This is a genomic window from Synechococcus sp. N32, from assembly GCF_900473895.1.
Lineage (GTDB): Bacteria > Cyanobacteriota > Cyanobacteriia > PCC-6307 > Cyanobiaceae > Parasynechococcus.
This window is the reverse complement of the sequence record NZ_UCND01000006.1, coordinates 21,255-35,245: the sequence shown is the minus strand read 5'-3', so window position 1 is coordinate 35,245 and position 13,991 is coordinate 21,255. Positions and strand designations below refer to the sequence as shown.

General features: G+C 64.3%; 18 protein-coding genes and 1 tRNA gene. 11 read left to right on the top strand and 8 right to left on the bottom strand.

Annotated features, from left to right (window positions below; genetic code table 11):
* Positions 1-174 carry a hypothetical protein gene (locus tag DXY35_RS12545; protein ID WP_170950478.1) on the bottom strand — a complete coding sequence of 58 codons (174 nt, stop codon included), beginning with the start codon at positions 172-174 and terminating at the stop codon, positions 1-3.
* A gap of 101 nt (positions 175-275) precedes the next feature.
* Positions 276-2,213 carry a prolyl oligopeptidase family serine peptidase gene (locus DXY35_RS01600; protein WP_115080603.1) on the bottom strand — a complete coding sequence of 646 codons (1,938 nt, stop codon included), beginning with the start codon at positions 2,211-2,213 and terminating at the stop codon, positions 276-278.
* 49 nt (positions 2,214-2,262) lie between these two features.
* On the opposite strand from DXY35_RS01600, the gene def reads away from it, so the two are divergent.
* From def to DXY35_RS12540, 4 genes are all read left to right on the top strand, one after another.
* Positions 2,263-2,868: a peptide deformylase gene (def, locus tag DXY35_RS01595; protein ID WP_115080667.1), complete on the top strand. Its 606-nt coding sequence runs from the start codon at positions 2,263-2,265 to the stop codon at positions 2,866-2,868.
* A 3-nt stretch (positions 2,869-2,871) separates the two neighbouring features.
* On the top strand, positions 2,872-3,069 hold the full coding sequence (locus DXY35_RS01590) for a hypothetical protein (RefSeq protein ID WP_006850702.1): 198 nt from the start codon (positions 2,872-2,874) through the stop codon (positions 3,067-3,069).
* Positions 3,070-3,119: 50 nt separating this feature from the next.
* Positions 3,120-3,749 (top strand): DUF3747 domain-containing protein, encoded by a 630-nt coding sequence (locus DXY35_RS01585; protein WP_115080601.1) that lies wholly within the window; start codon positions 3,120-3,122, stop codon positions 3,747-3,749.
* 80 nt (positions 3,750-3,829) lie between these two features.
* Complete coding sequence (locus tag DXY35_RS12540) at positions 3,830-3,979, top strand: hypothetical protein (RefSeq protein ID WP_006851286.1); 150 nt, start codon at positions 3,830-3,832, stop codon at positions 3,977-3,979.
* Here DXY35_RS12540 and DXY35_RS01580 read toward each other — a convergent pair.
* Positions 3,973-5,517 carry a YifB family Mg chelatase-like AAA ATPase gene (locus tag DXY35_RS01580; RefSeq protein WP_115080599.1) on the bottom strand — a complete coding sequence of 515 codons (1,545 nt, stop codon included), beginning with the start codon at positions 5,515-5,517 and terminating at the stop codon, positions 3,973-3,975. The genes DXY35_RS12540 and DXY35_RS01580 overlap by 7 nt on opposite strands.
* A 74-nt stretch (positions 5,518-5,591) precedes the next feature.
* Between DXY35_RS01580 and DXY35_RS01575 the strand changes: the two genes are divergently transcribed.
* From DXY35_RS01575 to DXY35_RS01565, 3 genes are read left to right on the top strand one after another with little or no spacing between them, the layout of a single operon-like run.
* Positions 5,592-5,933 (top strand): histidine triad nucleotide-binding protein, encoded by a 342-nt coding sequence (locus DXY35_RS01575; RefSeq protein ID WP_115080597.1) that lies wholly within the window; start codon positions 5,592-5,594, stop codon positions 5,931-5,933.
* 55 nt (positions 5,934-5,988) lie between these two features.
* Positions 5,989-7,965, top strand: a complete 1,977-nt coding sequence (locus DXY35_RS01570; protein ID WP_115080595.1) for an ABC transporter ATP-binding protein/permease — start codon at positions 5,989-5,991, stop codon at positions 7,963-7,965.
* A 9-nt stretch (positions 7,966-7,974) separates the two neighbouring features.
* On the top strand, positions 7,975-8,175 hold the full coding sequence (locus DXY35_RS01565; RefSeq protein WP_114988677.1) for a chlorophyll a/b-binding protein: 201 nt from the start codon (positions 7,975-7,977) through the stop codon (positions 8,173-8,175).
* On the opposite strand, the gene DXY35_RS01560 is transcribed toward DXY35_RS01565, so the two are convergent.
* From DXY35_RS01560 to psbX, 4 genes are read right to left on the bottom strand one after another with little or no spacing between them, the layout of a single operon-like run.
* Positions 8,176-8,652, bottom strand: coding sequence for a hypothetical protein (locus DXY35_RS01560; RefSeq protein WP_115080593.1), 477 nt, complete (start codon positions 8,650-8,652; stop codon positions 8,176-8,178). It abuts the gene before it with no gap.
* The gene (locus tag DXY35_RS01555; RefSeq protein ID WP_115080591.1) at positions 8,649-9,179 is read right to left on the bottom strand and encodes a hypothetical protein; all 531 of its coding nucleotides are present in this window, start codon (positions 9,177-9,179) and stop codon (positions 8,649-8,651) included. The genes DXY35_RS01560 and DXY35_RS01555 overlap by 4 nt, the downstream gene beginning before the upstream one ends.
* A 5-nt stretch (positions 9,180-9,184) precedes the next feature.
* On the bottom strand, positions 9,185-10,117 hold the full coding sequence (locus tag DXY35_RS01550; protein ID WP_115080590.1) for a Ycf66 family protein: 933 nt from the start codon (positions 10,115-10,117) through the stop codon (positions 9,185-9,187).
* Between the two features lie 49 nt (positions 10,118-10,166).
* Entirely contained in the window at positions 10,167-10,289 is a 123-nt protein-coding gene (psbX, locus tag DXY35_RS01545) for a photosystem II reaction center X protein (RefSeq protein ID WP_006851281.1), read from the bottom strand.
* A gap of 89 nt (positions 10,290-10,378) precedes the next feature.
* On the opposite strand from psbX, the gene DXY35_RS01540 reads away from it, so the two are divergent.
* Positions 10,379-10,699 carry a YggT family protein gene (locus DXY35_RS01540; protein WP_244272840.1) on the top strand — a complete coding sequence of 107 codons (321 nt, stop codon included), beginning with the start codon at positions 10,379-10,381 and terminating at the stop codon, positions 10,697-10,699.
* A 2-nt stretch (positions 10,700-10,701) separates the two neighbouring features.
* On the opposite strand, the gene accC is transcribed toward DXY35_RS01540, so the two are convergent.
* The gene (gene accC, locus DXY35_RS01535) at positions 10,702-12,048 is read right to left on the bottom strand and encodes an acetyl-CoA carboxylase biotin carboxylase subunit (RefSeq protein ID WP_115080586.1); all 1,347 of its coding nucleotides are present in this window, start codon (positions 12,046-12,048) and stop codon (positions 10,702-10,704) included.
* Between the two features lie 120 nt (positions 12,049-12,168).
* Between accC and DXY35_RS01530 the strand changes: the two genes are divergently transcribed.
* The 3 genes from DXY35_RS01530 to msrB all read left to right on the top strand — a co-directional run bounded on the left by DXY35_RS01530 (position 12,169) and on the right by msrB (position 13,973).
* Positions 12,169-12,250: transfer RNA gene (locus DXY35_RS01530), tRNA-Leu, on the top strand.
* Between the two features lie 9 nt (positions 12,251-12,259).
* Entirely contained in the window at positions 12,260-13,543 is a 1,284-nt protein-coding gene (locus tag DXY35_RS01525) for a glycosyl transferase (protein WP_115080584.1), read from the top strand.
* A gap of 28 nt (positions 13,544-13,571) precedes the next feature.
* The gene (gene msrB / locus DXY35_RS01520) at positions 13,572-13,973 is read left to right on the top strand and encodes a peptide-methionine (R)-S-oxide reductase MsrB (protein ID WP_115080582.1); all 402 of its coding nucleotides are present in this window, start codon (positions 13,572-13,574) and stop codon (positions 13,971-13,973) included.
* Positions 13,974-13,991: the final 18 nt, after the last annotated feature.

Sequence of the window (13,991 nt, the reverse complement as noted above, 5' to 3'; positions counted from 1 at the left end):
TCAGGCCGCCAGCTGATCGTTGCTTGCTGCGGCTTCGCGTTGACGCATGGGAACAACCTTGTTGGTGTCGATGGCGTACTTCACCCAGCGGTAGGAGCGTGCGCCGGGACGGGGAGCCGCGTTGATCGGTTCAGGGCTGGCATAGCTGTTGCCGCGATACCGCAGGATCCGCATCGGTGCTGTCGAAACAGCCGTCAGCTTTTCAGGCTTACCGCTTTTTCATGGGTTCCGTGGAGCACAGGTTGATGGTTCCTGCTGGTTGCTCGTTCAACCCATCACATCTGCTGAACGGGGTTGTGTGCTTTGTAACCGTCTGTTAGCCCCAATTCCCGACTGAAAAAGGCCTCGGTTTGCTCGAGCACCTCGATCTGGGTGGCTTGGCTGCGGAAGCCGTGGCCTTCCTCCTCGAACAGCCGCACCTCCACCGGGATGCCGTTGCTGCGCAGCGCCTCGGCCATGCGTTCGGTTTGTTCCGGAGGCACAACCTTGTCTTGCAATCCCTGGAAAAACAGCACCGGACAGCGGATTTGATCGGCATGCAGCAGCGGCGACCGCTGCTCGTACAAAGCACGCGCTGCGGGCCATTCCCCCACCAGGCCATCCACGTAGCGCGCCTCAAACCGGTGCGTGTCCTCAGCCATGGCTGTGAGATCACAGACCGCATAGCGGCAGGCGCCGGCCCTGAACACCTCGGTGAAGCACAGCGCTGCCAGGGTGGTGAAGCCGCCGGCACTGCCGCCTTCGATGGCGATCTGGCCGGGATTGGCGCGACCGGCCTCGATCAGGGCCTGCGCTGCGGCGGCGCAGTCGGCCACATCCACCAGGCCCCAGCCCCCGTTGAGGCGCTCCCGGTAGTCCCGGCCAAACCCCGTTGAGCCGCCGTAATTCACATCCACCACGCCCCAACCCCGGGAGGTCCAGTACTGAATCGCCAGGCTGAGGCCGCGGCGAGCCATGGCCGTTGGTCCGCTGTGGCTTTTCACCAGCAGTGGTGCAGGCCCTGGTGGTTTGCCGCTGGGGGGGTAGTACCAAGCATGGGTGCGTTCACCCTGGTGACCGTTGAACCACAGCGGTTCGGCCACGCTGATCGCCTCAACCGACAAAGGTGAAGTGATGGCGGGGCTGTGGCTCCAGATCGGGGTGGCCGGTCGCAAATCGATTTCCAGCAGCCCGGCCACGCTGGTGCTGTTGCTGGCCACGGCCACGGCGCGGCCGTGGCAGGCGCTTAATCCCGCAAGGTCGTCAAACGGTTGCGGCAACGGCTGCACCGTTCCATCCAGGCTGAGCCGTTGCAACGACCAGGCCCCGCGGCTGCAGACGGCGGCGATCAGCTGCTCGCCATCCCAGGCCGTGGTGCTCATCCCATAGATCCACTGGGGCATGGCCGTTTCGGCAGGCATCGGCCAGGGCCTCTCCCAGGCGGCGTCGGCACTGGGCTGGAGCATCAGGTTCCACCAACCGGAGCTGTCCTCCGCCACAAGCAACTGCCCGTCGGGCAGCCATTGGGGTTGAAACACTGAGATGCCATCGCCTCCGGCCAGCTGACGGGTCTCGACCAGTTCGCCCGTGTCGCTGAACTCCGCGCACCAGAGACGGCTGCTGTCCCAGGGCATGGCAGGTTGCTGCCACTCCACCCAGGCAAAGCGCTGGCCGTCTGGGCTCAGGCAGCCATAGCCGGCAAAGTCCGTCGGCTGGTGCAGCAGCAGCGGCGTCTGATCCGTTGCGTTCAGCGCCAGGCTCACCAGATCGTCACGGCCTTCGATTTCACGGATTCCGATCCAGCGCCGCCTGGGCAGATCGAGCACGCCATCCGCCAGCTCCCAGTCCCCTTCCCTGCTGAGCCGTTGGGGTGCTGCCAGGGGCGTGGGTTGCTGGGGGCCGGTCTGCGGCAGGCCCCAGTCCTGACGCCAGAGGCAGCCGCGCTCGATCCAGGCCAGGATCAGCCTGTCCTGCTCCACCGCGGTGGCGAGTACGCCGCCGCCGTAGTCATGCACGCGGCTGCGCAGATTGCTGGGGGCCGGCGTCAGCTCCTGTGGTTCTGCTTCGGAATCACCGAAACGCCTGATCAAGGCAGTGGTGCGGCCGCGCTCCTGGGGGCGCTGTTCCAGCCAGATCAGCCACAGCGTTGCATCGGGGCCACTGACCAGGGTCGGTTCCTTGAGTCCCGGCAAACGGCCGACGGCATGTTGCGCGGATAACGGAGCGGCTCCCATAACGGCTGATTCAGGCCGCTTACCATGCTGAATCAACGCGGCGTTGGTCTTGGCAGGAAGCTTTGCAGAGTTGGCCCGTCAGGCCGATAAGTCGCGGGACACGATGCTGGTGCCCAAGACGGCCCTGGAAACCCCGCCGCTGGAGATTCACACCCTGGGCGATGAGGTATTGCGGCAGCCTGCGCGCCGCATCGGCAAGGTGAATGAGCAGGTGCGGGAGCTGGCTCGCGACATGCTGCGCAGCATGTACACCGCCAAGGGCATTGGCCTGGCGGCTCCTCAGGTGGGGATTCACCAGCAGCTCCTGGTGATTGATCTCGACCTTGAAAATGCCGCCACGCCGCCCCTGGTATTGATCAATCCGGAGATCACGGCGGCCAGCGCAGGGCTCGACACCTATGAAGAGGGCTGTCTCAGCATCCCCGGGGTGTATCTCGATGTGGTGCGCCCCACCGCGATTGAACTGAGCTTCCGCGATGAGATGGGTCGGCCCAGGAAGATGAAGGCCGATGGCCTGATGGCCCGTTGCATTCAGCACGAGATGGATCATCTCAATGGCGTGTTGTTTGTCGATCGCGTCACTGATGAAGACGGTCTGCAGAAGGAGCTCAAGGAGAAGGGCTTCCAGCGCCAAGATGTGCGGAGCGTCGCCTGAGTTATGCCGATGAAACCCCTGGCCGGCGTTTTTCTGGCCCTCGCCTGTGTTCTAGGTATCGCCAGCACCGGATGTGTGTTTGAACTGGCCTACGGCGATCCCGACCTCGGGGTCAAAACCACCAGCTGGATCCTGGCCCTGGCGGCCCCTGGAACCGTGGGGACTCTTCTGTTCGCCATTCGCCTGAACAAACCGGCCTGATTGGGGGCGACCGATCCAGGCATCACTTTTACGATCCGCTCAGTTCCTCCATGGACGTGATGGCACGCTTTCGAACCGTGGCCGCTGCCGGCCTCGCTCTCGCAGCGACCTCTGCACCGGTGGCCCTGGCCCAGGGTTCGCTGTTCACTGCGGTGCCCGTGGAGTTGAGCAAGTTTGTTTTGGTGTCGGCCCCGATTGGGCAGGGCGAGCGTTCTCAGTTGAACATCTACGAGCAGCGCACCACAAAACGCCCCTGTTTCGCTGTGGCTGCGGGATCACCGGCCATGGTCGATCCCTTGTTGTCCACGTTTGATTTCAGCGGGGTCTGCAACCGCTACATCGATGGCAATGGCTACTCCCTGCGGATCGGTGGTGACGACCTCGGCACCCGCTACCGGCTCAGCGTTGTGAACACCGGTCGGGATATCGAGTTGCTGGCCACGCCCACCAAGAATCCCTCCCAAGCGACCATGCTCGTGGCCCGGGCCGGTGGTGCCGCCAGCGGCTTTGTTCAGCTCAAGCTTGAGCCGGGCTGGACCTTGAAGCGACGGGCCTACGGCAAGAAGAGCCTCGGCCATCTCTATGTCTATCGGGACAGTGCGCCAGTGGCCGGATCCAGCCCAGCCAGCGAGCCGGTTGAGACTGAACAGAGTGAGAGTTCCGTAGCTCCGTCTTACTGAGCTGGTCCAGAACCGGTGAAAACACCTGTTGTCGTCCTCTGTCAGTGATTTCACACTGAAGACAGACCCCGGAGGACGTGATGAAAACAACGGTTGTTCAGTGGTTCCAGTGGTTCGGTGAAGCGATGACCCATGCCCTGGGTTCGTTCAACGACCGCCATCTTCAGCCCCCGCCGATCGGCACCCAGCCCTACCGGGATACACCGGACAAGCGTGCCCGCGACTACTGAGTACCAGGCTGCTTGAGCAGATCCGTGCAGCGGAAGCAACTCGCTTCCGCCACGGCGTTTCGATCGACGCTGGCCCGGTCGTTGAGATCGGCAATGGTGCGCGCTACGCGCAACAGTTGAAGGCTGCTGCGCGTGCTTAGCCCACGCTGGTTGATCAGCTGTTCCCAGAGCTCGATTGCCGCCGCTTCGATGGCTCCGGTCCGCCGTAGCGCTGCTGCCGACAGCCGCCCATTGCTGTCTCCACTTGGATTGCGCCTCTGCATCCGCTGCCGGGCTCGTTCAATTTGTGCGGGGGTGCACCAATACGCTGCAGCTTGCGTGGGGCTGGGCTGCTTCAGCACCGCTGACACCTCCTTGGCGGAGCGCCGTTCCAGTCGCAGTTGCAGATCGAGCCGATCCAAGAGCGGACCGGAGAGCCGCTGCCAGTAGCGCTGGCGCTGGCTGATGCTGCAGCGACAGCCATGGTCGCGGTCGCCATGCCAGCCGCAGGGGCAGGGATTGGTGGCGGCCACCAGGGTGACCAGGGCCGGGAACACCGTGCTCTGCTGGGAGCGGCTGATCTGTACGGCGCCGTTTTCTAAGGGCTGCCGCAATTGATCCAGGACCGCCCGCGGAAATTCCGCTAGCTCATCAAGGAAGAGCACGCCACCGTGGGCCAGGCTCATCTCCCCAGGACGGGGTGAGCGTCCGCCGCCGAGCAAGGCGGCTGCTGAGCAGCTGTGGTGCGGCGATCGAAAGGGGCGCTGCTGCTGCAGATGATCGATGCCATGAAGTTGGCCGGCGACGGAATGGATGCGCGTGATGGAGAGCGCTTCCTTGCGGCTCAGGGCCGGCAGCAGTCGCGGCAGTTGATGGGCCAGGCGGGTCTTGCCGCAGCCGGGGGGACCCACAAGCAGCAGATGGTGGCCGCCGGCTGCCGAGAGGGCCAGGGCGCGGGAGGCGAGGCTGCTGTCCAGGCAGGGCCAAGACGCCGGCTTGGTTGGCTGGGTTGAGGATCGGGTGCTGCTGCCGGTCGCCGGCCAGGTGCGCTCGCCTTTCAGCTGCTCCACCAGCGTGCGCAGGTTGGCTGCGGTGCGGATGGTGAGCCCCTCGATCAGGCTGGCCTCCTGGGCGTTCTCAGGAGGAACCACCAGGGCTTGGGCCTTGTGCTGCTGGGCCTTTGCAGCAAGGGCAATCACCCCGCGACAGGGCCTGAGGCTGCCGTCGAGCCCCAACTCGCCCGCACACCAGAGGCCCTCCAGCTGAGGGCGGGCGAGTTGCCCGCTGGCCACCAACAGAGCCAGGGCGATGGGGAGGTCAAAGGAGGGACCTTCCTTGCGCAGATCGGCCGGAGCCAGGTTGATCACCACGCGCACCAGGGGGCCGCGGAAGCCGCTGTTGCGCAGGGCGGATCGGACCCGCTCCCGTGATTCCTGAATGGCCTTGTCCGGCAGACCCACCAGCTGAACGCCCGGCAGGCCCGGGGCAAGATCCACTTCCACCACCACTGGTCTGGCCTCCAGACCTTGCAGGGATGCACTGAGACAACGTGCCAGCATTCTGTGGAGGGTGACGCAGGAGATTCATGCCCCTGCTGTCACACCGGTCCGGCTGTTCCCTCTTTTCAAGGCCCATGGCAGACGACACGATCTTCGGGAAGATCCTTCGTGGCGAGATCCCGTGCGATGAGGTCTACAGCGATGAGCAGTGTCTGGCCTTTCGCGATGTCGCCCCCCAGGCACCCGTTCATGTGCTGGTGATTCCGCGCAAGGCGATCGAGAGTCTGCGCTCCGGTGCTGCTGAGGATGCGGCCCTGCTGGGCCATCTCTTGCTGGTGGCTTCCCGCGTGGCCAAACAGGAGGGTCTGGACGATTTCCGCACGGTGATCAACAGTGGCGCCGGTGCTGGCCAAACGGTCTTTCACCTCCATGTGCATGTGATCGGTGGACGTCCTCTGGCGTGGCCTCCCGGTTGAGGTCAGCGGCGAAGCGGCGCGGCGACAGCCAGACTGAGCACAGTTCAGCAGTGGCATGACCCACCAGCTTCAGAACCTGCGCAATCAGGCCGCCAAGCTGCGTCGGCTTTCGCAGCCCTACTTCTTCCCCTATACCGAAGACAACGGCTGGCAGTTCCTTGGACTGCTGGTGAGCCTGCTCTTCTGTGTGGCCGGGATCGTGCTGTTCCTGGTCACCGGCTTGATGAACGGCCTGTCGTGGCTGTTGCCGGAGTTGTCCGGCCAGTACCTCGGTGGCGTCCAGTCGTCCCTGGCCATGCTCTGGTCCCGTGGATGGGGGGCGGGCATCAGTGCCCTGTTTGTGCTGGGGGCTGTGGTGTTTGCCTCCGTGCGGGGCCAACTCAGGCATCGCCGCTGGTTGCCTTGGCTGTTTCTCGGCCTGATCATCCTGATGCTGTTGAGCGTGAATGGCATCAACGCCGGCATCACATTCCTCGCCAGGGATCTGACCAATGCGTTGATCGCCAGGGATGGCGATGCGTCGTATCGCAACCTCTGGATCTACGGCGCCTGTTTTGCGGTGGCACTGCCGATTCGCAGCCTGCAGTTTTATTTCACCCAGAAACTTGGGCTGTTCTGGCGCGAATGGTTGTCGTTGAGCCTGGTGGACGATTACCTGCGGGATCGGGCCTATTACGTGCTCAATCCCAATGATGAAGCGGCCACCAATGTTGATAATCCCGATCAGCGGATTTCCGAGGATGTGCGTGATTTCACGGCACAGGCCCTTGGTTTTGCGCTGAATATTTTTGATTCGATCCTCACCTTTTCCCTCAACATCCTCATCCTTTATTCGGTGAGTGAGGGGCTCACCTTTGCCCTTCTGGCCTATGCATCCGGGGTGTCTGCCCTGATGATTGTGGCTGGCCGAAAGTTGGTGCGGTTGAACAATTTCCAACTGCGTTTTGAAGCGGATTACCGCTATGGCCTCGTGCGGGTGCGTGACAACGCCGAGTCGATTGCCTTCTACGCCGGTGAGCAGCAGGAAGCCAAGGAGGTGACGCGTCGCCTGGCCACCGTCGTTGAAAACTTCAATCTGCTGATTGTCTGGGAAGTGCTGCTGCGGGTGCTGCAGCGCTCCAGCATTTACGCCAGCAATTTCATCCCCTATCTGATCCTTGCGGCTCCGATTCTTGCCGGTGAGATGGATTACGGCGGCTTCGCCCAGGCGAACGTCGCTTACAACCTGGTTGAGGGATCGTTGTTTTTCATCATTTACAACATCGAAGCCCTGGCCCGGTTCTCGGCATCGATCAACCGGCTTGAAGGCTTTCAATCCAACATCTCCAACCTCGATCCGGAGGAGTGGAGTGATTACGTGCCGCGGATCGTGCCCTCTGAGCGCCTGGCGCTGCAGGGGGTGACGGTCAAAACACCGCGTACCGACAACGTGCTGGTGCGCGACCTCAGTTTTTCCCTGGGCAACGCTGAAGGGCTGTTGGTGGTGGGACCCTCCGGCTGTGGCAAGACCTCACTGCTGCGGGTGGTGAGTGGCCTGTGGGGCTCGCCGACGGGCACCGTTTATTCCCCGGGGCAGGGCGATCTCCTTTTCATCCCCCAGAAGCCCTACATGGCACTGGGATCTCTGCGCGAACAGCTCTGTTATCCGCTTGATCAGGCCCGTTTCAGCGATGAACAGCTACGGGCTGTTTTGGATCAGGTGATGTTGGGCAAACTTCTGCAGCGCTATCCCGACCTCGACATCAAGCAGGACTGGCCGCGGCTGCTCTCTCTGGGTGAACAGCAGCGACTGGCCTTTGCGCGGCTGCTGCTCAATTCGCCCAAGGTCGTGGTGCTGGATGAAGCCACCAGTGCCCTGGATGTCGAGACCGAATCCCGCCTTTATTCCCTGTTGCGGGATCGGGAGGTGGCGTTCATCAGCGTGGGTCACCGGCCAACCCTGAAGGACTTCCATGACACTGTTCTGGAGCTCAGCGGTGATCACGACTGGCGGCTGATCCCGGCGACCAGCTATGACTTCGGGCGTTCTTGAACCGGCCGGATGACCTCCACCAGCGAGACCCCTGACACCACGTCCGTTCCGGAGACGTCCGCCACCACCAACGATGTGCCTGCCTTCGGCTGGAGTGGCTATGCCGAGCGGGTGAATGGCCGCTTCGCCATGGTGGGTTTTGTGGCGGTGCTGCTGATCGAGGTGCTCAGCGGCGACACCTTTCTGCACTGGGCGGGGCTGCTGCCCTGATCAGGGCAGGCGGATCAGATCCACATCCCAGCGTCCGTTGCGGCTCACCTGCACCGCCAGCCGCCGGCCCGAGCCATCCAGGCTGACGCTGCGGGGCACGCCCGGTGGGTCCAGGGGCAGCCGTTGCGTCGCCCCGACGTTGCGCCGGTAGAGCACCAGTTCCGTGCGGTCCTCCCGTTGCTGGACCACGGCCAGGCGTTGTCCATCGGCACTGACGCTGACGCTGATCGGTTGGGCATCAGCACGGTTGAGGCCCGGCAACGGGACGGGGCTACGGCTGCGCAGGTCGATCAGTTCGACCCGCTCCCGCCCATTGCGTTGGCCCAGGCTGGCCAGCCAGCGTCCCCCCAGGGATGGATCCCGCCGGCTGTTCACGGATTGACGCAGCAGGCCGTTGAGGTCGGGCCGGGGAGTGGGCCTGGGGCTGCTGCACCCGCTCACCAACACCAGGCTGAAAAGCAGAGCGACGCGAATCATGGCTCTGACGACAGCGCCGGTGTGGAGAGGCTCTGTCCCGGAGGACGGTCCGGCTCGAGCAGATCACTCAGATCCAGCAGTTCCACGCGCCATCTCCCCTGATCCGTCACCTGCAGGGCGATCTGCTGGGCATCCGGCGCCAGGCTGAGCTGCACCGGGTCCCTCCCCCCCGGCAGCGGCAGGGGGTGCATGCGTCCGTTCAGGCGGTCGGTCACCACCGCGAGTCGGCGGCGCCCCCGCTGGGTGATCGCTGCCAGGTAACGGCCGTTCCAGCTCAGGGAGGGCGAGCTGTGGGGCTGATGTCGGCTCAGCTGGGGAACGGAGACAATCGATCCGTCGCTCAGGCGGCGCAGCTGCACCGTGGGTCGGCCGCCGCGATCACTGACGACCGCCAGCCACTCACCACTGCCACTCAGGGCTGGGGCCTGCTGACTGGTGGCGAGCAAGCCACCACCGGCCCGTTCACTACGACCGTTGCACCCCACCAGCGCAAGGCTGACGAGCAGGATCAGAAGCGGACGAGGCAACTGGCTCAGTCGTCGAAGCGGGAGCTGTTGTCCCGTGGTCTGCCGGATGAAGGCCGTGAGCTGCGGGGGGGTTGGCGGTTGCTGCTGGGCCGGTTCGACGCCAGGGGCGGCTCAGGGGATCGCCTGGAGTCACTCGCGGCGTTCGGGTTGGCGCTGGGGCGTCCCCGGTTCGGGGCCGCACTGCTCGGCGCTGAACTGCGGCTGGGGGCAAAGGCGGCATCCTCGGCTCCTGAAGGAGCGCGTTCGCCGGAAGGACGATCAGGCCGCCCCATGGGACGGCTGCCACGGCGTTGTTCCTCTCGATCCGTCCGTCTGGAGCCAAAGTCGGGGCGTCGCTCATCCCTGGCTTCGCCGGCACGGAAACGAGCCATGCGGCGGGAGCGCTCGTCGTTTTGGTCCCAGCCGGAATCGCCTTGATCACGCTCTGCAGAGCGACGGCTGGCGGCTTCCTCAGGAATGGCGGCACGGCTGGCGCGGCGCGGCCGGTAGAACTCCTCTTCAGGCCGTTCTTCGGCGTCATCGTCACGGCCTGAGAAGCGCCGCCGCACCGGCTGGGGCTCATCAAAACGGTCGTAACCGCCGTCATCCCAGCCGCCCCGTAGGCCCCCCGGGCTTCCGCCCCGGGCTGGTGCTGGTTCGTCATCGAAATAGGCGGAACGTCGGGCCTGCTCCGTGGCCACGCCGCGCAGCCGCACGCTTTCGTATGCGAAGAAAACAGTGGTTCCCGCCAGCAGGAACTGGCCGAACTGAAGAATCGGGTCGAGGCGCCATCCCTGGAAGAACAGGATGCCGCCGCACAGCAGCCCGATGGCTGCAAAGAACACGTCGTAGTCCCGCGCCAGGGCGGGCTTGAACGACCGCATGAAATAGAGCAGAGCGCCGCCGACGGCCAAAACGATGCCGACGATGCTGGCCCAATTGAGACTGGCGTTAACCAAAGCTCTGCTCCCGCTTGGGAGTCAGTCTACGAGGGGCGCCAGGGGCGGATCAGAGCTTGCGGTCGACCTGGTCGGTCTGGCTCAGCAGGAACAGGGCGATGGAGGCAGGAATCACGACGATCACACCTCCCCAAAGGAGGCTGCTCAGGAAGTTGGAGAGGGAGGGGGTCATGGGGTTGCTGCCGTCTGCTTCAAAGCCGCGCCGATCTTAAGAAGCGATGCCGTCTTTCTACGATGAGGGGACGATTTGCTTTGAGCTTTGTGACGCCGCTGCTGCTGCAGGCCCTGCCAGTCCTCCATTTGCTTCTGGGCTTGCTGCTAGCGGCCTGGACCCTGGCGTTTCTGCTGCGCATCGTGCTCACCTGGTACCCCCAGGTCGATCTGAGCAAGGGCGCCTGGCCCCTGGTGGCATGGCCGACGGAATCTGTGCTCTCGGTGAGCCGCCGCGTGATCGCACCGATCGGTGGAGTCGACGTCACTCCAGTGATCTGGGTGGGCTTGATCAGCCTTGTGCGTGAGTTGCTGGTTGGCCAGCAGGGGCTGCTGTCTCAAATCCTGATGCACGCCCAGGCAGTGGCCTGAGCTCAGGGGAGCATCTCCTGCTCCACGAATTTGGTGTGCACGTCGCCGTTGATGAACTCCGGCCGATCCAGCATCTCCAGATGGAATTCCACCGTGGTTGGAATCCCGGTGACGGCACATTCATTCAGGGCCCGCTTCATTCGGGTCATGGCGTGGTCGCGGTCCTTGCCCCACACGATCAGCTTGCCGATCAGCGAGTCGTAGAAGGGCGGGATGTCGTAGCCCGTGTAGACGTGGCTGTCGACGCGCACACCCGGTCCGCCGGGGGGCAGCCATCCGGTGATGCGTCCGGGTGCGGGACGGAAGTTGTGCCGGGCATCCTCAGCGTTGATCCGGCATTCGATCGCATGGCCGTTGAGCTGGATGTCTTCCTGGCGCACGCTGATGGGTTCGCCACCGGCGATGCGCAACTGCTCAGCGATCAGATCCACACCCGTCACCATCTCAGTCACCGGATGCTCTACCTGGATCCGGGTGTTCATCTCCATGAAGTAGAAGCCGCCGCTGCGATCCAGCAGGAATTCCACCGTTCCGGCGCCCTCGTAATTGATGCTTCGGGCGGCAGCAACGGCGGCTTCGCCCATGCGGCGGCGCAGGTCGGGATCCAGGGCCGGGCTGGGGGCCTCCTCCAGCAGTTTCTGGTGACGGCGCTGAATCGAGCAGTCCCGTTCACCCAGGTGAACCACGTTGCCGTGGCGGTCGGCCAGAACCTGCACTTCCACGTGGCGGGGCCGATCGATGAATTTCTCCATGTAGAGGCCGGGGTTGCCGAAGGCGGCTTCCGCCTCCCCCTGGGCCGCTTTGTACAGACTCTCCAGCTGGCTGGCGTCCGGTACGAGGCGCATTCCGCGACCACCACCGCCAGCGGTGGCTTTGATCATCACGGGATAGCCCATTTCCTCGGCCAGGGCGGCCGCCTGGCTGGTGCTGCTGAGCAGACCCTCGCTGCCGGGCACCGTGGGAACACCCACCGATTGCATGGTCGATTTGGCGGTCGATTTGTCCCCCATCGAGCGAATCGCGTGGGGGGACGGCCCAACGAAGGTGAGGCCGTGATCACGGCACATCTCGGCGAACTTGTCGTTCTCCGCCAGGAAGCCGTAACCGGGATGGATGGCGTCAGCACCGCGGGAGGTGGCGGCCGCCAGGATGTTGGGAATGTTGAGGTAGCTCTTGCTGCTCAGGGCTTCGCCCACGCAGACCGCTTCATCGGCGAGCTGCACGTGCAGAGCGTCCTTATCGACGGAGCTGTACACCGCCACGGTGGCGATGCCGAGCTCGCGGCAGCTTCGAATGATCCGGAGGGCAATCTCGCCGCGGTTGGCGATCAGCACTTTGCCGATGGGCATCCCGCAGCATGTTCAGGCCTGACGCCGGATCGTATCAGCGCCGACCGAAGTTGCCGAGGAGCGAAGACCCCGCCCGGTATGATCTGACCTCGACATCACCCGAGCGGTGAAGTCGACCACGCGGATGTGGTGGAATTGGTAGACACGCACGTTTGAGGGGCGTGTGGCTTCGGCCTTGCGAGTTCAAGTCTCGCCATCCGCATTTTTTTCTTTGGCCCGTCCCCGCGCAGCAGAACCAGGACCGGTCGTTGTTCTTGTTTCGAACGGTCCCGGTGAACTGACCACCTGGGTTCGCCCCTTGGCGGAGCGGCTGCACGCCAGCCTTCGTCTGCGCCCCCGGTCTCAGAGCGCACCAGCGTCCCTGCAGCTGGTGTTGGTGCCCTGCCCCAATGCCACGGGCCAGGAACGCGCGGCCGCAGAGCCCTGGGGCTTGTTCGATCGCATCGTGCCGGCAGGCCGCTTCTGGTCGCTGCTGCTGCGTCCCCAGCGCTATGGCCCATGGCCGCAGAAGGGTGTGGTGGTGTTCCTGGGCGGTGATCAGTTCTGGACTGTTCTGCTTTCGGCTCGTCTCGGCTACCGCCACATCACCTATGCCGAGTGGGTGGCGCGTTGGCCGGGCTGGAACGATCGGATTGCGGCGATGTCGGACGCGGTGCGGCGTCAGCTGCCGGTCCGTTACCAGCCCCGGTGCCGCGTGGTCGGTGATCTGATGGCGGATCTGTCGTCCTTCGCTCGTCGCGAGGAGCCTCTCCCCGAGGGCCAGTGGGTGGCCCTGTTGCCGGGATCGAAGCCAGCCAAGTTGAGCGTCGGCATGCCGTTTCTGCTCGATACCGCCGATCGTTTGGCCCGATTGCAACCCGGATGCCGTTTTTTGCTGCCGCTGGCTCCCACCACCAGCGTTGATGAACTGCTGCGTTTCGCCGGCGCATCCAACCCGATTGCTGCCCGCTACAGCGCCACCGTTGCTTCGGTGGAGCAGGGGGAGTCGGTGACGGAGTTGGTGACGGGTGCGGGCACACGGATTCGTCTGCTGGAGCAGCATCCGGCCCATGGCCCCCTGAGCCAGTGCGCCCTGGCCCTGACCACGGTCGGCGCCAACACCGCCGAACTTGGCGCCCTTGCGGTGCCGATGATCGTGATTGTTCCCACCCAGCACCTGGAGGTGATGCAGGCCTGGGACGGCGGGCTGGGGCTGCTGGCGCGTCTGCCGGGTCTGCGGCGTCTGATCGGGGTTCTGCTGACCCTCTGGCGTTTGCGCAACAACGGGTTGATGGCCTGGCCCAACATCAGTGCAGGCCGTGCTGTGGTGCCGGAGCGGGTGGGGGCGATCACCCCGGAGGAGATTGCGAAGGAGGCCTGCGATTGGCTGAACGCCCCCGAGCGGCTTGAGGGCCAGCGCCAGGACCTCCAGGCGTTGCGGGGAGAACCCGGGGCGGTGGCCGCATTGGCCGCCGAGGTGAGGGGGTTGCTTCCCCGAGAGCTCAACGCTTCCTAGGCTGCGCCCCACTCTGGTTCCGACGACCATGTCCCCGTCCAATCCGGTCGAACGCAGCGCCGAGGAGTGGAAGCAATCCCTGACGCCGGAGCAGTTCCAGGTGGCCCGCTGCGGCGGCACGGAGCGGGCTTTCACCGGGGCTTACTGGAACAACAAGGCCACGGGGATGTACCACTGCGTCTGCTGTGGTGCGCCGCTGTTCAGCTCTAAGACCAAGTTCGATTCGGGCACGGGTTGGCCCAGCTTCTGGGACGGTGTGAGTGCCGAGGCGATCACCACCAAAGAGGATCTGACCCACGGGATGGTGCGCACCGAAATCAACTGCGCTCAATGTGATGCCCACCTCGGCCACGTCTTCCCGGATGGTCCCGCGCCTACGGGCCAGCGTTACTGCGTCAACAGCGCATCGTTGAACTTCAAGGCGTCCTGAACACCGTTCAGCGCCTCA